Origin of the sequence: Oceanisphaera sp. IT1-181, assembly GCF_033807535.1 — a bacterium.
Lineage (GTDB): Bacteria > Pseudomonadota > Gammaproteobacteria > Enterobacterales > Aeromonadaceae > Oceanimonas.
In genome coordinates, this window is sequence record NZ_CP136856.1 from 1,236,072 (window position 1) to 1,257,810 (window position 21,739).

The following is a 21,739-nucleotide window of genomic DNA, read 5'->3' on the forward strand; positions in this document are numbered from 1 at the left end:
TGAAGGGTGAGACACCGCTATACGCCGTACGCTGTCAGCCCAAGCAAGACATCGTCGTCCTCTTCACCCTTCACATCATTGCCACACAAAAAGCCTCAATTTCACGCTCATTAGTATAAAGTGGTTTTGTTACTTACCACCTTGAGGAAACTAATTCGTGTGCTTGATTGCGTTTTCGTGGCAGCCCCAAGCTAGGCAGCTGCACTTATTGGCCAACCGTGATGAATTTTATGCACGCCCCACGGCTGCTGCCGATTGGTGGCCAGACTCGCCCAATATTTGGGCTGGTCGGGATCAAGAAGCGGGCGGCACTTGGCTCGGGGTAAATCGCAGTGGCCGGTTTGCGGCACTGACCAATGTTCGAGAAGCACAGATGAGTGTGGGTAAACGCAGTCGTGGTGAGCTGGTGACAAATTTTTTAACCAGCTCATTAAGCCCAGAGATTTATTTAGAACAAATGCTTAGCCAAAGTGAGGAATACGCCGGTTTTAATCTGTTGCTGGGCGACCTTGCTATGGAGCAGGAACAGGGCGAGCTTTGGTATGGCGGCAACCGCCTCGGTGGTGAGGCAAGGCGTTTAAGCGCCGGCAGCTATGGTTTATCTAATGCCCAGCTCAATACGCCTTGGCCCAAATTGATCCGCCTTAAGCAGGGGTTAGCCCAGTTAGACGACACGGATGAAGCCTCCGCCTTTGCCTTATTAGACGACGCCACTCAGGCCGCACCTGAATGTTTACCTGATACCGGCGTGAGCCCTGAGCTGGAATTACTCTTGTCGTCGGCATTTATTCATAGCCCTACTTACGGCACCCGCGCTCAAACCTACTTGTGCATCAAGGATCAGCAACTCGATATTATCGAGCGCAGCCGTGGTGCTCAGGCAGAGCTTATCAGCACGCAGCGCCTGCAACTTATTCTGCCCAGCGCGTAACGCAAAGCTGTCACTTAGCCAAAAAATAAGGCGAGCCCTGGGCTCGCCTTATTGTTACTGCAGTTTGCGTTTTACACCTAAATCTAGGCTTACACTAAACCGCGCTTTTCTTTTTTCGCCAGTCGCAGGTCTTTTAATACCGCCCGACACAGCACCACCAATATCCAGAGTGACAGCGCAGGCCACACTAAAATATAGGCGCTTAAGGTTAATTCGTTCATTAGGACTCCTTATTAGCCATTAGCTTGAGTGAGAAGTATGAGCAGAGTGAGTCGACTTAGCATGTACTGGGCGCAGGCCTTTATTGGCCTTGGGCAGTACGTCGTTGCGATTATCGTAATGACCTACGCGCTTGGCGATTAAGTCAAAGTCAAAGCGCTCTTGATTAAACAAGCTGACCACCACGCACACTAAGGTACTGGAGCCGTAAGCCACCAGTGATGACAGCAATACCGTGTATTCACGTAAGAAGCCGGTCGCGAAATAGGTCATGACCAAGGCGGCAATGGTGCCTGCCACAAAGCCCGGCCACTTGCCGAAAAAGCCAAAGGTCATTAAGCCGATCACCACGCCAGCACCAATACAGGCCAGTAATTCAAAGCCCAGCGCTACTGTGCCCACCATGGGGAACAGCTCAGAGCGTGCCACCAAGAACAACACTAAGCCCACTATTACCGCACTGGTAAAGGCGAGGTTAGTGATCCTGTCCCAATAGCAGCTGGCAATTACTGGGAACACTATGGCTCCCCACAAGGCGCCCACAAACACCAGCATCACTAAGATATCGAACGAGTAACTGGCGAGAATGATACCGATCATAGTGGCGGCCACCATGGTCATGCGGCCAATAAACAGCATGCGTTTGGGGTCTACTTTGCCACGGGCAAGGTTTTTACCATAGACATCGGCCATCACGATGGCTGATAGCGCCGATAAGTCAGAGTCGGCGGTGGAAGACAAAGAGCCAATCACCAAGATAAAGAATAAGCCGATGAAAAACGGCGGCAAGTAGGACGACACCATTTGTGGGATCAGGTTATTTTCTTCCCCATTAAGCGGCTGTACGCCCAAGGTTAGCGCCATTAAACCTATCATACCCAAACCAATCACGATGGCGCCGTAGCCCAAAGTGGCAGTTAAGAAGGTCGATTTAATGTGTTTTTCATTCACTGCAAACAAGCGTTGAGAAATGGTTTGGTTACCGATGGCATAGGCCAGCACCGCAATAAAGAAGGGCGCTCCTTGGTTTAAGATGGCGTCCATCGAGAACAAGTCCACCTGTTCCGAGCTCATATTACTGAAGCCTTCGAGCATGACGCTCGGGCCACCCATGGCAAACAGCACCGCAGGGATAATAACGATGGCGATACCCATTAAGGCGATCAGTTGCGCGAAGTCAGTAAACACTGAGGCTCTAAAGCCCGACCACAGCGTATAACTGAGCACGCCAAATCCAGCAATCACGATGCCGGTTTGAAATGACAAGGGTGAGAGTACAGCCACCAAGGCACCGGCGGCGGTAAAGTTCACCATTAAGCTGATGATACTGCCCAAGATATTAGAGAAGGCTAAAATCAGCTGGCTGGATGAACCGTGGCGCGCATGAATCAGCTCGCCTAAGGTGTGCGCCTTAGGGGCCAGTGCCCGAAAGCGGCGACCAAACGGATAGATAAATAAAATCATCAGCGCACCCCACAGGCCGTAATGCAAAGGCCCAGAGATACCGTATTTATAGCCAGAAGTAGCCGCTGCGTAAAAAGACGCGGCCCAAATCCAAGTGGCGGTCATACTGGCCGCCCCCATGCCATAACCGATGCGTTGGTTAGCCACCATAAAGGAATCTGCATCTTCTTCATCTTTCTTGATGAGGGTGGTTAAAAAGTAGGTTCCGCCATAAAAGGCGCCCAGCAGCAGCAATACTGTGATGCTAGAGAATTGATAGAGTTCCAAGGTAGTCTCCATTACTCAATCGAGTTTACACTCGAGATCAATAGAAAAATGCCCGGCTACAGTGGCGGATTAAGCAACTGCAGTGGCATTTAAAAGACGACCAGGCTTGCGACAACGGACGCGAAAAAGCGCTAATAAAACGATATTAAAAATTAAAAGCTAGAGACGTTGGCGAGAGCCGGGTGATGTGTGGTCGACGACACAGAAGGTCGTGACTCAGGGCAAAGCTTCAATGGCACCAAACATGGCGGGGACACCTCCTGTGACGGTATTCAACTTCATTCAATTTCATTCAACTACAAAAACAAGCAGTTAACTTAACGCTAAACTCAGGTTTTGTCCAGCTTAGGCCAGAATCTGGCTTACTTCACTAGCCGACAAAGTCCCGTTTCGCTATAATTGCGCACCCCCCAGATCCACCGAAATGCTGAGCTGGTGTGCGTGTTATTAAAACAGCGCCACACCGCCGTAAACCTTGTTAACCAGGAGTAGTCATGCAAGCAAAAGTTGCCGTCATCATGGGCTCAAAAAGTGATTGGCCCACCATGGAAGGCGCCGCCGAAATTATGGATTTATTACAGGTGCCTTATGAAGTGGAAGTGGTGTCGGCGCACCGCACTCCCGACCGCCTGATGTCATTTAGCGCAGAGGCAGTCGGGCGCGGTTTTCAAGTGATTATTGCCGGCGCCGGTGGTGCTGCGCACTTACCCGGCATGGTGGCGTCTAAAACCCGCCTGCCCGTATTAGGGGTGCCGGTACAAAGCCGTGCCCTTAATGGCATGGACAGCCTGCTGTCTATCGCCCAAATGCCCAAAGGGGTGGCGGTGGGCACGCTGGCCATAGGTGAAGCGGGTGCCTTTAATGCGGGGCTATTGGCTTGCCAAATATTGGCCAATAACGACCCTGCACTGGCCGAGCGCCTAGACGCCTTTCGCCAGCAACAAACCGACACCGTATTGGCCAATCCTGATCCGAGGGCACAAGCATGAGCCGTATTTGGGTACTGGGTGCCGGCCAATTAGGCCAAATGCTCAAGCATGCCGGCATGCCGCTTAATTTAGACGTGCAACCGGTAGATATAGAATCAGAAGAAACGCTGCCCTTGCTGGCCCATGAGCAAGTGACCGCCGAGCGTGAGCAGTGGCCCGATACGGCAGCGACCCGCCAATTGGCCAGCCACGGCGCTTTCGTTAACTTGCAGACATTTCCGCGCTTAGCGGATCGCTTTACGCAAAAATCCCTGATTGATGAGCTGGGCTTAGCCACGGCGCCTTGGCAGTTGGTCGAGACCGGTACCACGGCCGAGAGCTTGCATGAGCGCTTAGGCGAGCGCGTATTACTTAAACAGCGCACCGGCGGTTACGACGGTCGTGGCCAACATTGGTTACGTGAGCCAGGGCGTGATGCGGTGCCAGAAGGCTGGCATCAAGTGTGTATCGCCGAGCAAGCCATCGACTTTGACGAAGAAATGTCGGTAGTGGGTATGCGTACCGCTGACGGCCAGTGTTTCTTTTATCCGCTGACCCTTAACTTGCACGTAGACGGTATCTTGCTGGGATCGGTGGCACCTTTGCCGCGCCTTGCGCACTTGCAAGAAAAAGCCGAGCAGATGCTGGGCAAGCTAATGAACCACTTAGACTACGTGGGCGTAATGGCCATGGAGTGCTTCCGCTTAGGCGATACGCTGCTGGTTAATGAGCTGGCACCCCGCGTGCACAACAGCGGCCACTGGACGCAAGCTGGCGCCAATATCAGCCAGTTTGAAGCGCATCTGCGTGCCGTGGCCAAGCTGCCATTGGTACAACCCACCGTTAAAAACACCAGCGTGATGGTGAATTTAGTGGGTACCGAGCGCAACGATGCCTGGTTGGCAGTACCCGGTGCCGAGCTGTACTGGTATGGCAAAGAAGTACGTGTGGGCCGCAAGGTAGGGCACATCAACTTCTGTCTCGACAACCATGCGAACACCAAGGCGGCGCTGGATATGCTGCAAACTATGCTACCCGTGACCTACGCGGAAGTACTTAACTGGTTGCGCAGCCAGCTGGATTAACTTCCGACGTAAGTTGTTGTAACGCGCACAAAAAAGCCCCGATCAGTCATGCTGCTCGGGGCTTTTTATTGAGATAAAGTGGGCGGGTAGTTTTTCACGCTTCACGCTACATTTAAAACTACCCAGCTAGGCTGGCCCACCGAAACTCTTCGTTCAGCAACAGTGGCGGCTACGGAGAACGTTTGACCTTGATTTTGACTTTGTAGGTGCAAATTTATTCTGCACGGTTTGCCCTTCGTATGGGTACTGGGCGCAATATCTTCATTGTCAACTTTAGTCGGCCACATTCCAGCCTCACACCTTTACCGGAAAGCGAGGTCCCTCAAGAACAAGGCTATCGGGGGGAAGGCGACTAGCAAGACAGCGACAACTAATAATATCAGCAAGAAGGGTGGCACGCCTCGGATAACATCAACAAACGGGCGCCGGAACACGGCGACAGCGGTGAAGATGTTGCAGCCGAAAGGGGGAGTGGCTGCGCCGATCGCTACCTGCAGGGTGATCACAACACCCACCAATACCGGGTCGAGCCCGGCCGCATTGACCAGAGGCGCAAAGATGGGGACCAATATCAGGATCACCACCACCGAATCGACGAACATGCAGCCGACGAAAAAGGCGATGTTGATGGCCACCATGGTCATGATGGGGCCTGCTTCATCCAGTCCTATCGCGGCGATGAGCTGCTGAGGGATCTGTGCGTAAGACAATACCCAGGAGAAAGCGGCACCGGCGGCGATCAGGATGAAAACCACAGAGGTTACGGCGCCGGTCGACAGTGCGATATCAAACACATCGCGGGCCTTTATTGAGCGGAAGATGACGAGTTCCAGAATCAAGGCATAGAGTACACATACGGCCGCGGCTTCGGTCGGGCTGAAAACACCGCCGTAGATGCCGCCGACGACGATCGCCGGAAACCCCAGCGGCCAGACTGCGCGACGGATGGAGGTCAGACGCTCTGCCCAACTGGCCCTGGGTTCAACGGGGATGTTGTGTCGTTTTGCATACCAGATGCAATAGAGTGAAAACAGCACAATGATCAGCAGCCCAGGTCCCAGACCGGCGATGAACAATTCGGAGATCGAGGTGCCAGAGATGACGCCATAGATAATCATACCGATGGAGGGGGGGATCAGATAAGCCAGATCGGCGGCATTGATGATCAGGCCGATCGAAAAGGAATCGTTGTAGCCAGCCTTCAGCATCCGCGGACGCATGGCGCCGCCAACTGCCACTACGGTTGCCTGGGTTGAGCCGCACACGGCACCGAACAGGGCGCAGGCGGCGGTAACCGAGACAGCCAGTCCTCCGCGTATGTGACCCATAAAGCGCATCACTACATCTACCAGCCGATCGGCCGAATGACCCCGGGTGATAATATCGGCGGCAAGAATAAACATGGGGACGGCAATCAGGGCGGCGGGTTTGACCCCGCCGATCATTTGTTGCACTACTACCTGCAGGCTCAGATCCGGCATGTAGACAATAAAGGCCAGCATGGCAGCCGCCAGCAGTGGCATCATCATCGGGAAACCGGCCAACAGCAGCAGGATCATTACTGCGAACATCATCATCGTCATGATTTATTCTCCTTGTAGACGGACTGTGTGCTCGTTATTTTTGCTGACTGCTCTTGCTCTGTGCTGTCAATATCATGGTCCTGTTGGTAGAGGTGCAGTACTTCGGCAATTTCGGGGTCCAGATATTCATCTACGGTACTGAAGGAGATATAAACATCTTCCTCGGACAAGTTCAGATTCCTGAATGCCGTTAACACATACTGGATGCCGGTCACGGCAAAACCGAGCACCACCCAGATATAGGTCAGGTAAAGGGGAAACTGTAGCGCAGGAGTTACCCGCCCCCGGCTGGCGAGCTTGGCGACGTACTCGAAGGCATACCAGGCCAGAGTGAACATTGCTACTGCGGTCAGGGAGGCGATGATGATCATTAGCAGTTTCTTGTAGCGTGTCGATAGTAGGTCATAGAGGGCGGACATTCGGATATGACGGCCCTTGCGGGTGACATAACCCAAGCCCATAAAGGTGATGATGACGATCAGAAACTCGTTGAGTTCCTCGGTGAAATAGATACTTTGCGAAAACAGGTAACGGCCAAACACATTGGCAATGGTATTAACGGCCATGATGATGATGCCCCAGCCAAGCACGTATATCTCGGCTTTGCCGATGAGCTTGTCGGTGAGGGTCAAAATTCTGGTTAGGGCGAGATATAAGGGCATCGGCTTGACCTCGGTTTGGGTAAGCGGGGTGAAAGGCCTGCCCTTTGTCAGGCATGGGGCAGGCTACAGTAGGTTAGCGCTTCACAGCTTCAACCTCGGCCAGCAGTGCATCGAGCAGTACTTGTCCCCGTTTGCCGGTGATGTCGATATAGGCCGAGTGAGTTGCTTTGCTGCGTTCACGGAAAGCTGAGCGTTCCTCCTCGGTCAGTTCAATCATCTTGATGTCGGGTCTGGCCGCCTTGATCTTGGCCAGCTTGTCTTCGTTGAATTCAGTGACCACGCCTTGTACAAAGTTCTGCATCTCGGCAGTAGTCTCGCCGATCAGTTGCTGGCGTTCGGCCGGCAGGCTGTCATACCAGTCGGTACCTGACATGACCGAGGTCACCAGCTCCTGTTCGCCGGCCCAAATCATATAGTCGGTTACTTCGTAAAACTTCATTTCTTCGATGGCCGGCACTGGGTTGATCTGGCCGTCTACCTGCTTGAGCTGCAGGGCACCATAGACTTCGCCGAAGGGCAGGGGAGTTGGGCTGGCACCCAGATCCTCGTAAGCTTTGAGCAGGATGGGAGAAACCATGACGCGCATCTTGAAGTTATCGAAGTCGGTGGGAGTACGAATTTCGCGGTTGGTGGTCCAAACCTGCGGACCTTCCGAGTACATGGTATGCAGTTTCAGACCCTTGGCTTCAAAGTCTTTGCCGAGTTCACCGTAAATCATCTGGCTAGAGGTCAGTAAGTCAGAGATGACGGCCGAGTCCGAGGGCAGTGTATAGGTCAGCAGAAATATCTGTGACTCGGGCACTATGGTGCCCAGGTTGCCCACCGAGACGTTGGCAAACTGTACTACACCGTCGGCGACCAGTTCGACCAACTCGGTAGGAGTGCCCAAAGTGCCGAGGGGATAGACTTTGATGGTGACATCACCCTTGGTCTTGTCTTCGATGCGCTTTTTGAACTCCTGGGCGTAAGCATCCATGATCGAGCCGGGAATTTCCTCGATGGCGAACTTCCATTCTTCGGCCATGGCGAGGGCGGGAGTCAGGGCGACGGAGGTTGAAAGCACCAGCGCTTTGAATTGTTTTTTAAATGTAGTCATGTTCATCATCTCCATTGATTGCCAAGTTCTACTTTTTTGTAAACAACATGTTAAATCTATTTGCGTGGCCGCAGTATTGCAAACCCAGATTCATTCAAGAATATAAATTTTGATATGTATACATTACGAAAAGTAATGTAACTTGGGTGCAGACAGTAAAATCCGGAGGACTAATGTCGCGTTACTCGATGAAACATATGCTTACTTTTTGCACCGTGGCGGAATATGGCGGCTTTGTCGGTGCCGAGTCGATACTGGGGATGAGCCAACCGGCGATCAGCACGCATATTCGTGACTTTGAGATCCGGCTCGGATTCCAGTTGTGCCATCGCGGGCGGAGCGGATTCAGCCTGACCGAGAAGGGGCAGGCTGTTTATCGCAAGTGTCGCGAGATGCTCAACAACATTTCGGACTTTGAAGCCGATCTTGGCGAACTGCGCGATAAACTGACCGGAACGCTGCGGCTGGGATTGATTGACAGCACCATTACCAATCACGACTTCCCGATCTCCGATGCGATCCATCGCTTCTACGCGCGCAAGAACGACGTCTCACTCAAGTTAGTGGTACTGCCTCCCGAAGAGCTGGAGCGAGAGCTGCTGAACGGCAACCTACACATTGCCTTGGGCTTGTTCCATAACCGACACAAAGGGTTGAGTTACCAGCATTTGTGTATGGAAGCACACGGTTTTTACTGTGGGCGCCGTCATCCGCTGTTTGGGCTGGCGGATGCCGAGGTAACTCTCGATACCCTCAGACACTATCCGGTGTCTTCTCGCACCTATTTGCAACATGCCGAGCTGCAGGGACTGATGAAAGCCCGGGATGTCGCCATGGTCTCCAATATGGAAGCCCAGGCGATTCTGATCACCAGCGGCAGCTTCCTCGGCTTTCTGCCGACGCATTACGCAAGGCAATGGGTCGAGCGTGGAGAGATGCGTGCTTTCGATCATCTTGGTCTGTCCTGGCAATCGGAGTTCAGCATGGCGATGCGGGCCTCTCCCGATCCGCAGGATATCGTCAGAATTTTTGCCGAAGACATAGAGGCCACTGTCAAAGCTGCCACCATCAGAAAGCCAAAGGCGTCGATCTAAGGCTGGCGCTAGATCATAAAAGAAACACTCCGTTCACAAGTTACATTATAAAATGTAATGTAAACATCATAAGTTTTATATTTTTAGATTCATTAGCTCCTGCAATACTGAGTCCATTATTAGACGTTCAGGCCTTTATCGGCATCCGGGCGTTTTATCAGACACAGCATCGGTCGGTCAGGCCGTTGGTCAAACAGGGGTAGATAAACCATGAGTGAAAATTCTTACGAAAAAGGTCGCTTGAACCTGCCGTTTGTTGGCTTTTGCACATTCGGAAAGAAGCGGATCTGCGAAGACTGGGATAACATCAAGGCGGACGTTGCCTTTATGGGCGCGCCCTTCGACTGTGGTACCCAGTGGCGATCTGGAGCTCGAATGGGGCCTAGATCGGTCCGTGAAGCATCCACACTGTTTTCCTTCGGCCACGGTGGTGCTTATTCTTATGAAGAGGATCTGATGTATCTGGATGGCGTCGATATCGTCGATATCGGCGATGCGGACATGATACATACCAACACTGAACAGTCCCATGCCAATATTGAATACGGTGTGCGCAAGATACTGGAATCTGGCGCTTTGCCGGTGATCGTCGGTGGTGACCATTCGGTCAATGCCCCTTGTATTCGCGCCTTCGAGGGCCGTGGCCCCATTCATATTATCCAGATTGATGCCCACCTCGACTTCGTCGATGAGCGCCATGGTGTTCGCTACGGTCACGGCAACCCGTTGCGTCGCGCCTCCGAGCAGGAATTCGTCACCGGCATGACGCAGCTTGGCATCCGCAATGTTTCCTCGTCCAACCGTGCGGATCACAAGGCTGCAGAAGATGCGGGTTCTACCATACTGTCCGTGCGCGATGTACGCCGGCTAGGTGTGGAAGGGGTGTTGGCGCTGATCCCCAAAGGAGTCAATTATTACATCACCATCGATATCGACGGTTTTGACCCCTCGATTGCCCCCGGTACCGGAACTCCGAGCCACGGTGGCTTCACTTACTATGAAGTGATGGAAATTCTGCAGGAAGTGGCGCTCAGTGGTGAGGTCGTGGGTATCGATTTGTGCGAAGTCGCCCCCGATTATGATCATACCGGCACCACCAGTGTGTTGGCGGCACAGGTATTGATGAACCTGATCGGCTATGTCTTCCACGGCCGCGAGTTGCGTAAACAAAGCGCATAAAGATGATAAAGAAACCATATGCCGGTGTTATGACCGGCATATTTTTATTGGCCAGTGGCTCTCTGAGCATCAAGTAACCGTCATTGCCAGACTCTGCAGTTCATCAGATTGAGAGTCGGACTGAACCGCCTCAAACCAGCGGTTGTCCCATTTTATCTTGGGCGATTAAACGTACTACATAGGCCAGCTTAAACAGCGCGGCACTGATCACCAAAGTGATGTGCATAAATACCGTCATGCCTAACGATACTTTCTCTTCTTGAAGGTAAGCAATGCTTAAGGCGCCACAGGCCACCACTAAAAATACCACCATAGCAATGTTCGCATAACGAAGTAGTTGGGTATGACTCATAATGTGCACTCCAGATGCTTGTTATGAGTTATCCTATGCCTACCTGACTAGTGAGTCAATAATAAATACTATAGCAAAATAGTTTTTTGCTTTGATCTAAATCAAAACATGCGTCGGTGCGTTTTGGACTTTGCGTATGGGCTTATGGCTGACTGCTTCCCGCTTAAGACTGTGTCTATCCAAACACCGCCAACTGCTCGCGATAAGGTGTTAAATCGCCAATGTGCTTGGCCACCCACTCTGGATTGTAATAGGTGTCCAGATAACGCTCGCCGCCGTCGCACATTAAGGTCACCAGAGAGCCGCGCTCGCCTTTTTCCTGCATGCGTTTGGCCAGCTGTAATACGCCCCACAGGTTGGTGCCCGTTGAGCCACCGGCCTTACGGCCCAGAATGTGCTCCAGCCAGTGAATGGTGGCAATGCTGGCGGCGTCCGGCACCTTGATCATCTCGTCGATCACCTCGGGCAGAAACGACGCTTCTACTCTTGGCCGGCCTATGCCTTCTATGCGACCTCCGGCCTGGCTCACCAGGCTGGCATCGCCGGTTTGATAACTGTCGTAAAACACCGAGTGCTCGGGATCCACCACCACTAATTTGGTATCTAACCCCAAATAACGGGTGTAACGGCCCAGCGTGGCCGAGGTGCCGCCGGTGCCGGCGCTCATCACAATAGCGTGGGGAATAGGGTGCGGCTCTTGGGCCAGTTGGTGAAAGATACTCTCGGCAATATTGTTGTTGCCCCGCCAGTCGGTGGCGCGCTCAGCAAAGGTAAACTGATCCATATAATGGCCATTATATTCCAGCGCTAACCGCTCAGCCTCGGCGTAAACTTGCGATCCGTGATCCACAAAATGACAATGGCCGCCGAGGCGCTTTACTTGCTCGACCTTCTTACAAGTGGTGTGACGCGGCATAACAGCGGTAAAGGGCAAGTCCAACAGTTTGGCAAAATAGGCTTCCGACACCGCAGTGCTGCCCGATGATGCTTCTACCACATGGGTGCCTTGTTGGACTTTTCCGCTGCAAATGGCGTGTAAAAATAAAGAGCGCGCCAATCTATGCTTGAGGCTGCCGGTGGGATGAGTACTTTCGTCCTTTAAATAAATATCTATGCCATGCAGGCTGGGAATATCGAGCCGATACAGATGGGTATCTGAGGTGCGCAGCTGATCGCTGGATAAGATTTTAAGGGCGGTGCGAGTCCAATTGTTCATGGCAAGAGTCCGAGGCTAGTGATGGGAAAGCATTAGCAAAATTATATCCTTAATATCGGCGTTATTTTTTACTATTTTTCCGTGAGCAGGGCTACGAGTAGTAAATTACGCTCTTTATGAGGCATTTAAGTCGTCCGTTATATCAGCTGTAGAACCGCGGCCGTCAGTGAAAGATCAAAATCTTCTTTGCCACGGAATCCACAAAATCCACGGAACAATAGAGATAAGATCGAAAAGTGCCAAATTATTCAGGGGTAAGATCTTAACCCTATACACTCGCTGTCGCGCTAAGCATTTGCTCGCACCATAAAAAAAGCACCCCGTCGCGAGACGGGGTGCTTTTTGCTTTCAGCTTAGATTTATCGCAGCAGCGAACGCTTAAAGCGCGGCTTTAACGACGGGCTTAGGATAAACAGTGCGACCTTGTTTAATGGTTTCTAGCACTTTTATATTTCGGATCTCGGCCACCGACACTTTAAGGGGGTTTTTATCCAAAATAACTAAGTCTGCCAGCAAGCCGGCTTTGAGTTTGCCTTTGCGTTCTTCTTCAAAAATTTGGTAGGCAGGGCCCGTGGTTAGGGCTTGCAAGGCGGTATAGGCATCTGCGCGTTCAGTGTCACCTAACACCACGCCGTCGCGGGTTTCTCGCGCCATGGCGGACCACAACACAAACAGCGGATCGAGCGGTGTCACGTTAAAGTCGGTGTGGTTTGAGGTCACTAACCCTTTGGCCTTAGCGGACATCAAGGGGCTGATAAAACTGGCTTTTTCTAAGCCGACGTTAGCAATGTGCACATCACCCCAAAAATAGGCGTGGTTGGTAAAATACGAAGGCGCTATGCCTAAGCGCACATAATCTTCTAGCTGCTCAGGGCGCTGAAACTGGGAATGTATCACTACCGTTCGTGCGTCGTCTTGAGCAGTAATGCCGGCGGCATCCACGGCCTTAATGGCTTCATCGATAGTGGCATCGCCATTGGCGTGAATAAAGACTTGTACTTTATTGTCTACCGCCGTTTTTACTGTGTCGGCAAAGCTTTGATAAGGCAGGGTGGTTTGGCCGCGCCAATCTGGCTCGCCGTTAGGGCCACCGGTGAGATAGGGCACACTCATATAAGCAGTTTTGCCTTGGGGTGAGCCGTCTTGGGTAATTTTAATGCCTTGTAACTTAACGCCATTTTGATAACTGCCGAGTTTGTACTTAGGGTTATTTAGCCAAGTATCCAGCTCGGTAAAACTGAGCAAAGAGGCGATATCCAGATACACCCGTTCTTGTGCCGCCGCCGTCATTAAAAAGTCCGCATCTGCCAGATGACTAAAGCCTTCTTGGGCATGGGTATACCCTTGGCTGGCATACATTTGCTGAGCCGAGTCCATAAGGGCCAATTGCTCCGTTTCACTGGCTTTGGGCAAATTGCTAAACACTGGCAGATAGGCGGTTTCCATTAACAAACCCGCCGGCTCATTGCTGTCTGGCAGGCGGGCAATAATGCCGCCATCGGGCGTGGGGGTGTCGGCGTCAATCTTGGCCCAGGCTAAGGCTTGCGAGTTCAGTACGGCGCCATGGCCAGACACATGAATCAACAGCACTTTATGGTTGGGGAAGCGTGCGTCTAAGTCTAACTTAGTGAGGTGGCGCTGTTCGGCTAACCCCATATGATCGTAACCCCAGCCGATCAGCCACTCTCCTTCTGGAATTTGCCTCTGTTCTTGAAACGCCACCAGCTCATCGAGCAAGCTATTTAAGTCGCTGACCTTGCCTACCGGCGGGTTCGCCACATTCACTTGGTTAACCATGTTCAGCGCAAACATAAAATGGCCATGGGCATCGATAAAACCGGGTAATAGTGTGCTACCTGATAAGTCGATCACTTGAGTGTCTGGGCCTTGTAGTGCTTCAAGCGCTAGGCGCGAGCCCGTTTGTTGTATGTTACCGGCGCGCACTGCGAGGGCTTCTACGTAGTTTGCTTGCTCGCCGTCCATGGTGAGAATGTCACCATTGGTATATAAGGTGTCCGCATAGGGCTGGGTGCTATTAGTGTCAGCGGGGGAGATGGAGTCTGCAAGGCTAAAGGCGTCAAGGTTGGGCGGCGTTGCCGCTACCGGCACGCCCGCCAATGCAGAGCTTGCAGCACTGAGTAACAAGCCACTGCATAGCATATTCAGCGAGAGGCTCAACAAGTTTCGAGGGTGAGATTTAGGTGAAATAGCCGCAGCAGAAATCAGCGTCATATCAGATCCTTTGATATTAGAGAGAAAATTAACGTCATGTGAGCGATCGCAGACACAGGGGCCAGCGGTGCAAAAATGAATTGATTAAGCTAATGCGCTTTATAGGGCGGTGCAAGTATTACCTGCGCACTTAATGGCTACTTAATGCCAAAATCCGTGAAATACCCTTAAGCTCGGCGTTAACGGCTCAAACTGCGAGTTTAAGACTTGGTTTTTAAGTACTCGCCTGGCGGGCTGCCGAGCAAGGCTTTAAAGGCGGCAATAAAGGCCGATAAGCTGTCGTAGCCACAAGCCAATGCGACATCGGTAATGCGCTCACCGGACTCTAATAAAGGCAAAGCCGCTAACAGCCGGCTGCGCTGGCGCCATTGACGAAAGCTCATGCCAGTATCGCGCTTAAAGGTTCGGCTGAGCGTTTTATCGCTCACGCCCAATTGCGCGCTAAAATGCGCCAAAGGCTGCCGACAATCAGCATGATCCGCTAAATAACGGCATAGCTCGATCAAGCGGTGGTCCTGTGGCCACGGTAGCATTAAATCACTGGGCTGAGCCTGAGCTAACCGATCCAGCAACACCGCCACCAAGCGACCCTCGGCGCCGTGCTCGTCGTACTCCACGGGTAACAGGCTAAACGCCACAATCAATTCTTTTAACAGCGGATCAATTTCCAGCACTTGGCAGTGCTGCTGGCCTAAACTGTCGGCGGCAACATACAGGCTGCGGATAACTGTATGTGGTGGGCAATGCACGCCATGCTCAATCCCGGGCGGTATCATAATGGCCCGCGTAGGCGGCGCTACAAACTGACCGGCGGGCGTGTTCACCGTTATCACGCCCCGTAAGGCATAGGACAATTGCGCCCACGGGTGGCGATGGGGCGTGGCAATGGCATGGTTTGGCAAAGACACCACGTGGCCCAGAACCGGACGGGGCAGGGTAGTTAAGGCGTCAAGTTGACTAAGTAACTGTTGTTGCTGAGGTGCGAGGTGTGTGTTCATGGCCAGATAATGCAGAATACGCCACCGATTAACAATAGCGCCAGCTCAACAGGTGGCCGTGGATAGTATTTTTAGTCTGTTACCAAACCAGATCCTGACGTGCGTCAGGAAGACTGCATAAACCCATACCTGATTACGTATGAACCTCAGCCATAATGCACCCTGTTTCGGTTTGTTCTTTGTAGCTGCCCAATTTATTCGGCAGGCCAGCTCTGCTGGCTGTTACTGAGGTTTAGATTTAAACCAAAACACCAAACCGGGCCGAATAAATTGGCCCCTACAAGGTCAAAATACCAAACTGAGCCTCATATTCTTTACCTAAGAGGCGGAACCTCCCTGTAACCTATTGAATTCATTGGTGCTGAGTTCACTGAAACATGGCTGAGCTTTGTGGGTAATCAGGAACCCATAAGACGCACTTCCGTCATACTGGGCTTGCCCCAGTATCTGCTCTAGTTACTAAAACCCGATCCTAACGTTCCTCAGGAACACAGCCGATCTTTAAGCCACACACTAAGCGTTTCGCTATGATTGTCTCTTCAGCGACACTAGTGCTCCTAATGGCGATAAACCGCGAGGTGGTTTTAGGGTAGAGTGCGGCATCTGTTGAGAGGAGAACCCCATGTTTGGCTACTTACGCCTGCTGTTTGATAATTTTACGCTGATCTTGTTAGCCGTAGTGGCCACCGCCACTTTGTTGCCTGCCCAAGGTCAAGGTGCGGTATTTTTTGATGGCCTAACTGTGGCGGCCATTGCGTTATTGTTTTTTATGCACGGGGCTAAGTTATCTCGCCAAGCCATTATTGCGGGCATAACGCACTGGCGACTGCACACCTTGGTTTTTGCCTGTACCTTTTTGATGTTTCCAATTATTGGCTTGCTGGCGAAACCTATGCTGCTTCCCTTAGTGGGCGACAAGCTTTATATGGGCATACTGTTTTTATGCGTCTTGCCCGGTACCGTGCAATCGGCCATTGCGTTTACTTCGCTGGCCGGGGGCAATGTGCCCGCCGCCGTGTGCAGTGCCTCTGCCTCTAGTATTATTGGCATTCTACTAACCCCGCTGTTGGTGGCGCTATTAATGCAAGTTGATGCCTCAGAGGGGGCGTCTCCCTTGCGTTCTATTGGCTCCATTAGTATGCAGTTGTTGCTGCCCTTTGTGCTCGGCCATGCCATGCGGCCCATTATTGGTGACTGGGTAGATAAACATAAAAAGAATCTGAGCCGCCTCGACCAAACCTCCATCTTGCTGGTGGTATACACGGCACTCAGCGCTTCTGTGGTGGAGGGGTTATGGAATACGGTCTTGCCCAAGACCTTGCTGGTGCTCACGCTGGTGTGCTGTGTGTTGTTAGCCGTGGTATTGTTTTTAACGGCTTGGCTGGGGGAGCGCTGTGGCTTTAGCAGAGAAGACCGGATCACTATCGTGTTTTGTGGCTCTAAAAAAAGCATGGCCACCGGTGTGCCCATGGCGCAGGTGTTGTTCGCTGGGCCTTTGCTGGGGCCGGCGTTATTACCCTTGATCATCTTTCATCAAATTCAACTGATGGTGTGCGCGGTAATGGCTCAACATTATGCCCGCCAGAGAGAAGCGCTTAGAACAACTGGCTAACACCGACCAACAGCAGCGGTAAGGCGAAGAATACACCGCCGATATAGGCGGCCACATAGGCCTTATTACGCTGGGCCAGGGTGGCCAGGGTTTCGGCCATGCGCACCGGCATCTGGCGCAGGAAGGGCAGCACATAGATAATCGCAATCGCCAGCAGGTTGAACAGCAGGTGTACTAAGGCAATTTGCAGCGCCACCATGGCCGAGGCGCCGCTGATGGCGGTGGCCGCCAGCAAGGCGGTGATGGTGGTGCCGATATTGCTGCCCAGCAGGAAGGGATAGACCTGCTTCAGAGAAAATACTCCGGTGCCAGCCAGAGGCACGATCAGCGAGCTGGTGGTGGAAGATGACTGCACCAGCACGGTGACCAGAGTGCCGGAGGCCATGCCCGAGATGGGGCCGCGACCCACGGCGGTGTGCAGTATGTTCATGGCACGGCCTACCATCAGGGTGCGCAGCACTTTGCCAATCTGGGTGACCACCATCAGGATCAGGCCGATGCCAATCAGGATCAGCGCCACACCGGACCAGATACCGGGCAGCCAAGCCACGCTGGCCTTCAACAGGTCGGAGGCAGGGGACAGCAGCACCTTCATGAAGTTCATGCCGCTCATGCTGACGCTGGCGTCGCTGACCAGCAGGCCGGCAAGATATTCGGAAGCCGTGGCCAGGGGGCGGAACAGCAGCTCCAGCGGTAGCAGTAGGGCCACGGCGAGGATATTGAAGCTGTCGTGTATGGTGGCGGCGGAAAAGGCCCGTTTGAACTCCTCGCCATCGCGAATATGGCCCAGACTGACCAGGGTACTGGTGAGCGAGGTGCCGATGTTGGCCCCCATGACCATGGGAATGGCGATGGCAATCGGCAGGCCGCCGGCGACCATGCCCACAATAATGGAAGTGACTGTGCTGGAACTTTGAATGAGCGCGGTGGCTACTACCCCGATGATCAGCGCAATAACCGGGTTGGAGGCGAAGGCAAACAGCTCTTGTGCATTGCTACCGGCGGCGGCCTTGAAGCCGGAACCGATAGCGCCCACGGCGGCCAGCAGCACATAAATCAGCAAGGAAACCAGCAGCCAGGATAACCAGTTGGACTGGACGTTATTATCGATTACGGGTTTTGGGATGGCGGTGGACTCAAGGCTCATCATGTTTCCTCATTTCAATGTTGGCGCCACTATGCCGACTCTTTGTGACGGTTTTATTACATTGCGACAGTTTCATTACAGCTGCGCCTCGTTTGGATCTTTTTAGGTCAAAATAGAGATACATTCGAGTCATAAACCCGCTGCTGACGGTTTTGTTAACCTTTTATACAACAACACCAACTGACCATGTCAGCGATCTATGCAGTTGCTCTATAAAGGCAGAACTAAGGTTCGACTCCACTGCCGCGCTGCAAGCAATTCCATCGGGCGAGCCTACCTTGGCGTCACCCATGGCTTAGGTCTTATCTAACACCCAGTAAATATTCGCCGCCAGTTGAACCGTGAGTGTCATTAATCCGCACCAGTTTGGTGGAGCTGGCTGTTGGTTCGACTTTTACATCGTATGACCACAGATCTGAGGTTATGAATTTGATATTAATATATCCGTAATTAATTTATGGTTATTTAGAAAAGATTATAGAGTGATACGATTTTCTTATCTGTTTTGCTTGTTGTGATATAACGCCACTGTACACCCAGAATATAGGTATGGTTATTAGGCTTAGTTATACTTTAAGGAATAAATATTGTTAACAGCAGACAAGTCCTGACGCTAAACTTTGATCTTAATGACGTGGTAATGCTTATTTAATAACGGCCAATGCCGCTTGTGTCAATTTGTTGACTCTTCGCTTTAAATATAAGTAATTGATCTTTATAGACTGTTTCGTTGGGTTTGTTGTTTTATGTACGCGAGGTGTTTGTTGGTGGAATTTTATTCTAGCGACGAAAGATAAAATATATTAATTTTACTACTTGAAGTGACTATCAAGCTAGGCTAGATATTAAAGGGCACGAAACGAGAGGCTCTTAATGTTCGTTTCAATTGCACTTTATAAAACAGTGTTCATATCGCAACTAGAGGAAAAGAACGATGAAAAACATAAAATTTTCACCTTCAATGATAGCTGTTGTGTTGAGCTCCGTTTTAGCAGGCGGCAGCGCCTTTGCAGCAGACGCCACTGACGATCATACCAGCATGATGTCGGCCAAAGCTGAAAACGCAGCAGAGCGTACCGGCGATAAACTCGATAGTGCAGCTGATCGTACCGGTGCCGCTCTGGAGCGTGCCGCTGACAGCGCCGAAAGTAATGTTAACGATGGTGTGATCACTACCAAAGTAAAAGCCGAGCTATTACAAAATGACACCATTAAGAGTGGTGACATTTCAGTAGAAACCGAAAACGGCGTAGTGACCTTATCTGGTTTTGTCGCCAGCCAAGAGCAAATTAAACAGGCAGTAGCGGTGACCGGTAAGGTAGAAGGCGTAGTATCGGTGAACGACAAGCTAAATGTAACAGACAATGCCGACCAGTCACTGAAAGAGTATGCAGATGACACCATGGTAACCAGCGCCGTTAAGGCCAAGTTTTTAGCCGATGATGTGGTGCCCGGTCTTTCGGTATCGGTAGAAACTCAAGACGGTGTAGTGCAGTTAACCGGTGATGTAGAAAGCCAAGCGCAAGCCACCCAAGCTGAAAATGTAGCTAAAGGTGTAGATGGGGTGGTGAGCGTTAAAAATGACCTCACCATTAAGCAAAAATAACGCGGCATCTAGCGCTCCATGCTGACCTTACTTGGTCAACTAACACTACATGCTTAACACAGCTCCCAAGTAAAATTGGGAGCTCAACAAATAAGTAGGATAAGTTATCGTCTGCTACATTTATAACTGAATAGACGACAGGCACTTCCACTCGAGTAAGGAGCAGTTTATGTTTCGTTGGGGAATTATATTTCTAGTGATAGCCCTCATCGCCGGTGCGTTAGGCTTTGGTGGCATGGCAGGTACGGCTGCATGGGCAGCAAAACTGGTCTTCGTAGTGGGTATTATCATCTTCATTGTGAGTTTGATAATGGGCCGTCGTGGCGCCCCCTGACCAATAAGAGGCGCACTTTAGTCTATGCCGCTGGGCTGTTAAACTAAGCCTTAATACCACGTCTTAATACAGCAAAAGCGGCATTAACTTAAGTGACGGTAGATGTGACTAGAAATGTGACAAAAGATAAACACACCGATAATAGCGAGACTCAGTCTCGCTATTATCGTAATGGGCCCAGCCACAGTCACGGCGAGCTCATTGATTTTGTGCAAGTACGTCGCCAGTTTGATTTTCGCAGCATTGAAATTGGCCGCTGGGTAACCCGTCCCGAGCGTGAACGCGCCGCGGGGTTATTTTATGATGCCCTGTGCGATTTGATGTTGATCTTACAAGGCCCAGAAGCCCTTATTTCATTACGCGGTAATCTTTCATTACAATATGGCATTGGCGGCCGCCCTGGTGTATCTGCCCATTACAATCCTGCCACCCGCACCTTTTCTCTCGCTAAAAATGCCGGCCCTGGCAGTATTGCCCATGAATGGTTCCATGCCTTTGATCACTACATAGCTGCTAAAAGCATCGATCCCAAAAGTCTGAACACCGCCAATAATCGCACCTTTGCCTCACGCGCTTGGTTAGATAATGCCCCCACCATTAAGCACCCCATCAACAGCCTGCTATTTGATTGCTTTAAGGTTATTTTACTTGATGAAGCGGGCACAGAGCCCAGCCCAATGTTTATGGCGTCGGCCGTGGCCGATAGCCAACTTAACACCCTTTATTACAGTCAACCCGAAGAGCTGTGCGCCCGTGCATTTGAAGCCTTCGTGCAAGATGCGATAATCAAAAACGGGTTTTTAGTGAAAGGCACCAAAGCCACCAAAGAAGCCGAGTTAGGTTTATACCCCCAAGGTGAGCAACGTCTGCACATTAATGCCGCTTTCAGCCGTTATTTTCGTACCTTAGGCGCGGCACTGAGCCAGCAACCTTAATCATATTTTTGCCACACGTATAAGGAATATCATGAGCGAAACTCAAGACGACAGTCGCGAACAAATCAAAGCCGAGCGCCACCAGCAACGCCAGCAAAAAGTAAAAGAAGCGGTGGATGCCAAAGTGGCCGAGGCCCAAGAAGAGCGGGGCGTGCTTATGGTGATCACCGGCAACGGCAAAGGTAAAAGCACCGCCGGTTTTGGTACTGTAGCCCGCGCCGTGGGCCACGGTAAAAGTGCCGCCGTGGTGCAATTTATTAAAGGCGGTTGGGAATGCGGCGAGCGCAACTTGCTGCAAAAAGTCGGCGTGCCTTTTGTGGTGATGAACACCGGCTTTACGTGGGACACCCAAGACCGTGAAAAAGACATGCAAGCCTGTGAAGAAACCTGGGCGCCCGCCGAGAAGATGCTTAGCAATCCCAGTATCGATCTGGTGTTGCTGGATGAGTTAACTTACATGGTGGCTTACCATTATCTGGACTTAGAGCGGGTAATAACTGCGCTAAAAAATCGCCCCCCACACCAGCACGTGATCATCACCGGCCGCAGCTGCCATCGCTCACTGATTGAATTAGCCGACACAGTCAGTGACATTGAGGCGGTAAAACATGCCTTCGATGCCGGCGTAAAAGCCCAAGTCGGCTTTGATTATTAAGCAGGGTTTTGCTTCCTAAGTAGGCTTTGATTACTGATGCAAAACAGCCTGAGCGCAGCATGTGGGCTCAGGCTGTTTTGTTTTTAAAGACTCAACAATGGGCT

Annotated in this window: 20 protein-coding genes; 10 read left to right on the plus strand and 10 right to left on the minus strand. The window is 51.6% G+C overall.

What is annotated here, in order from left to right; genetic code table 11:
• Nucleotides 1-157: 157 nt before the first annotated feature.
• Complete coding sequence (locus R0134_RS05700) at nt 158-931, plus strand: NRDE family protein (RefSeq protein WP_319783853.1); 774 nt, start codon at nt 158-160, stop codon at nt 929-931.
• 89 nt (nt 932-1,020) lie between these two features.
• On the opposite strand, the gene R0134_RS05705 is transcribed toward R0134_RS05700, so the two are convergent.
• Both R0134_RS05705 and R0134_RS05710 read right to left on the minus strand, forming a co-directional pair.
• On the minus strand, nt 1,021-1,152 hold the full coding sequence (locus R0134_RS05705) for a putative transporter small subunit (RefSeq protein ID WP_319783854.1): 132 nt from the start codon (nt 1,150-1,152) through the stop codon (nt 1,021-1,023).
• Between the two features lie 19 nt (nt 1,153-1,171).
• The gene (locus R0134_RS05710; protein WP_319783855.1) at nt 1,172-2,881 is read right to left on the minus strand and encodes a sodium:solute symporter family protein; all 1,710 of its coding nucleotides are present in this window, start codon (nt 2,879-2,881) and stop codon (nt 1,172-1,174) included.
• Between the two features lie 494 nt (nt 2,882-3,375).
• Between R0134_RS05710 and purE the strand changes: the two genes are divergently transcribed.
• Nucleotides 3,376-3,870: a 5-(carboxyamino)imidazole ribonucleotide mutase gene (purE, locus tag R0134_RS05715; RefSeq protein WP_319783856.1), complete on the plus strand. Its 495-nt coding sequence runs from the start codon at nt 3,376-3,378 to the stop codon at nt 3,868-3,870.
• Nucleotides 3,867-4,934 (plus strand): 5-(carboxyamino)imidazole ribonucleotide synthase, encoded by a 1,068-nt coding sequence (gene purK / locus R0134_RS05720; RefSeq protein ID WP_319783857.1) that lies wholly within the window; start codon nt 3,867-3,869, stop codon nt 4,932-4,934. Before purE ends, purK begins: the two co-directional genes overlap by 4 nt.
• Nucleotides 4,935-5,236: 302 nt before the next feature.
• Here purK and R0134_RS05725 read toward each other — a convergent pair whose 3' ends face one another.
• The 3 genes from R0134_RS05725 to dctP all read right to left on the minus strand — a co-directional run bounded on the left by R0134_RS05725 (nt 5,237) and on the right by dctP (nt 8,275).
• Nucleotides 5,237-6,517 (minus strand): TRAP transporter large permease, encoded by a 1,281-nt coding sequence (locus R0134_RS05725; protein ID WP_319783858.1) that lies wholly within the window; start codon nt 6,515-6,517, stop codon nt 5,237-5,239.
• On the minus strand, nt 6,514-7,179 hold the full coding sequence (locus tag R0134_RS05730) for a TRAP transporter small permease (RefSeq protein WP_319783859.1): 666 nt from the start codon (nt 7,177-7,179) through the stop codon (nt 6,514-6,516). Before R0134_RS05730 ends, R0134_RS05725 begins: the two co-directional genes overlap by 4 nt.
• 73 nt (nt 7,180-7,252) lie before the next feature.
• Nucleotides 7,253-8,275 carry a TRAP transporter substrate-binding protein DctP gene (gene dctP / locus R0134_RS05735; protein ID WP_319783860.1) on the minus strand — a complete coding sequence of 341 codons (1,023 nt, stop codon included), beginning with the start codon at nt 8,273-8,275 and terminating at the stop codon, nt 7,253-7,255.
• Between the two features lie 173 nt (nt 8,276-8,448).
• Here dctP and R0134_RS05740 point away from each other — a divergent pair, with 173 nt between their 5' ends.
• Entirely contained in the window at nt 8,449-9,369 is a 921-nt protein-coding gene (locus R0134_RS05740; protein WP_319783861.1) for a LysR family transcriptional regulator, read from the plus strand.
• A 327-nt stretch (nt 9,370-9,696) separates the two neighbouring features.
• Nucleotides 9,697-10,548, plus strand: a complete 852-nt coding sequence (locus tag R0134_RS05745; RefSeq protein WP_319784311.1) for an agmatinase — start codon at nt 9,697-9,699, stop codon at nt 10,546-10,548.
• 130 nt (nt 10,549-10,678) lie between these two features.
• Here R0134_RS05745 and R0134_RS05750 read toward each other — a convergent pair whose 3' ends face one another.
• From R0134_RS05750 to R0134_RS05765, 4 genes are all read right to left on the minus strand, one after another.
• Nucleotides 10,679-10,900 (minus strand): hypothetical protein, encoded by a 222-nt coding sequence (locus R0134_RS05750; RefSeq protein ID WP_319783862.1) that lies wholly within the window; start codon nt 10,898-10,900, stop codon nt 10,679-10,681.
• A 175-nt stretch (nt 10,901-11,075) separates the two neighbouring features.
• Entirely contained in the window at nt 11,076-12,116 is a 1,041-nt protein-coding gene (locus R0134_RS05755) for a PLP-dependent cysteine synthase family protein (RefSeq protein WP_319783863.1), read from the minus strand.
• Between the two features lie 378 nt (nt 12,117-12,494).
• The gene (locus tag R0134_RS05760; RefSeq protein WP_319783864.1) at nt 12,495-14,348 is read right to left on the minus strand and encodes an amidohydrolase; all 1,854 of its coding nucleotides are present in this window, start codon (nt 14,346-14,348) and stop codon (nt 12,495-12,497) included.
• A 200-nt stretch (nt 14,349-14,548) separates the two neighbouring features.
• Nucleotides 14,549-15,346, minus strand: coding sequence for a helix-turn-helix transcriptional regulator (locus R0134_RS05765; protein ID WP_319783865.1), 798 nt, complete (start codon nt 15,344-15,346; stop codon nt 14,549-14,551).
• Between the two features lie 640 nt (nt 15,347-15,986).
• Here R0134_RS05765 and R0134_RS05770 point away from each other — a divergent pair.
• Entirely contained in the window at nt 15,987-16,958 is a 972-nt protein-coding gene (locus R0134_RS05770; RefSeq protein WP_319784312.1) for a bile acid:sodium symporter family protein, read from the plus strand.
• On the opposite strand, the gene R0134_RS05775 is transcribed toward R0134_RS05770, so the two are convergent.
• The gene (locus R0134_RS05775; RefSeq protein WP_319784313.1) at nt 16,942-18,105 is read right to left on the minus strand and encodes a Na/Pi symporter; all 1,164 of its coding nucleotides are present in this window, start codon (nt 18,103-18,105) and stop codon (nt 16,942-16,944) included. The two genes, R0134_RS05770 and R0134_RS05775, sit on opposite strands and share 17 nt — an antisense overlap.
• 934 nt (nt 18,106-19,039) lie before the next feature.
• On the opposite strand from R0134_RS05775, the gene osmY reads away from it, so the two are divergent.
• The 4 genes from osmY to cobO all read left to right on the plus strand — a co-directional run bounded on the left by osmY (nt 19,040) and on the right by cobO (nt 21,635).
• Complete coding sequence (gene osmY / locus R0134_RS05780; RefSeq protein ID WP_319783866.1) at nt 19,040-19,711, plus strand: molecular chaperone OsmY; 672 nt, start codon at nt 19,040-19,042, stop codon at nt 19,709-19,711.
• A gap of 169 nt (nt 19,712-19,880) precedes the next feature.
• Nucleotides 19,881-20,045, plus strand: a complete 165-nt coding sequence (locus R0134_RS05785) for a DUF1328 domain-containing protein (RefSeq protein WP_319783867.1) — start codon at nt 19,881-19,883, stop codon at nt 20,043-20,045.
• A 116-nt stretch (nt 20,046-20,161) separates the two neighbouring features.
• On the plus strand, nt 20,162-20,980 hold the full coding sequence (locus R0134_RS05790; RefSeq protein ID WP_319783868.1) for a CLCA_X family protein: 819 nt from the start codon (nt 20,162-20,164) through the stop codon (nt 20,978-20,980).
• A gap of 31 nt (nt 20,981-21,011) precedes the next feature.
• The gene (gene cobO / locus R0134_RS05795; RefSeq protein ID WP_319783869.1) at nt 21,012-21,635 is read left to right on the plus strand and encodes a cob(I)yrinic acid a,c-diamide adenosyltransferase; all 624 of its coding nucleotides are present in this window, start codon (nt 21,012-21,014) and stop codon (nt 21,633-21,635) included.
• Nucleotides 21,636-21,739: the final 104 nt, after the last annotated feature.

Excerpts from the sequence above, each read along its gene's own strand:
- R0134_RS05705 (WP_319783854.1), bottom strand. The coding sequence starts at position 1,152 with ATGAACGAATTAACCTTAAGCGCCTATATTTTAGTGTGGCCTGCGCTG.
- purE (WP_319783856.1), top strand. The coding sequence starts at position 3,376 with ATGCAAGCAAAAGTTGCCGTCATCATGGGCTCAAAAAGTGATTGGCCC.
- purK (WP_319783857.1), top strand. The coding sequence starts at position 3,867 with ATGAGCCGTATTTGGGTACTGGGTGCCGGCCAATTAGGCCAAATGCTC.
- R0134_RS05725 (WP_319783858.1), bottom strand. The coding sequence starts at position 6,517 with ATGACGATGATGATGTTCGCAGTAATGATCCTGCTGCTGTTGGCCGGT.
- R0134_RS05730 (WP_319783859.1), bottom strand. The coding sequence starts at position 7,179 with ATGCCCTTATATCTCGCCCTAACCAGAATTTTGACCCTCACCGACAAG.
- dctP (WP_319783860.1), bottom strand. The coding sequence starts at position 8,275 with ATGACTACATTTAAAAAACAATTCAAAGCGCTGGTGCTTTCAACCTCC.
- R0134_RS05740 (WP_319783861.1), top strand. The coding sequence starts at position 8,449 with ATGTCGCGTTACTCGATGAAACATATGCTTACTTTTTGCACCGTGGCG.
- R0134_RS05745 (WP_319784311.1), top strand. The coding sequence starts at position 9,697 with ATGGGCGCGCCCTTCGACTGTGGTACCCAGTGGCGATCTGGAGCTCGA.
- R0134_RS05750 (WP_319783862.1), bottom strand. The coding sequence starts at position 10,900 with ATGAGTCATACCCAACTACTTCGTTATGCGAACATTGCTATGGTGGTA.
- R0134_RS05755 (WP_319783863.1), bottom strand. The coding sequence starts at position 12,116 with ATGAACAATTGGACTCGCACCGCCCTTAAAATCTTATCCAGCGATCAG.
- R0134_RS05760 (WP_319783864.1), bottom strand. The coding sequence starts at position 14,348 with ATGACGCTGATTTCTGCTGCGGCTATTTCACCTAAATCTCACCCTCGA.
- R0134_RS05765 (WP_319783865.1), bottom strand. The coding sequence starts at position 15,346 with ATGAACACACACCTCGCACCTCAGCAACAACAGTTACTTAGTCAACTT.
- R0134_RS05775 (WP_319784313.1), bottom strand. The coding sequence starts at position 18,105 with ATGAGCCTTGAGTCCACCGCCATCCCAAAACCCGTAATCGATAATAAC.
- osmY (WP_319783866.1), top strand. The coding sequence starts at position 19,040 with ATGAAAAACATAAAATTTTCACCTTCAATGATAGCTGTTGTGTTGAGC.
- R0134_RS05785 (WP_319783867.1), top strand. The coding sequence starts at position 19,881 with ATGTTTCGTTGGGGAATTATATTTCTAGTGATAGCCCTCATCGCCGGT.
- cobO (WP_319783869.1), top strand. The coding sequence starts at position 21,012 with ATGAGCGAAACTCAAGACGACAGTCGCGAACAAATCAAAGCCGAGCGC.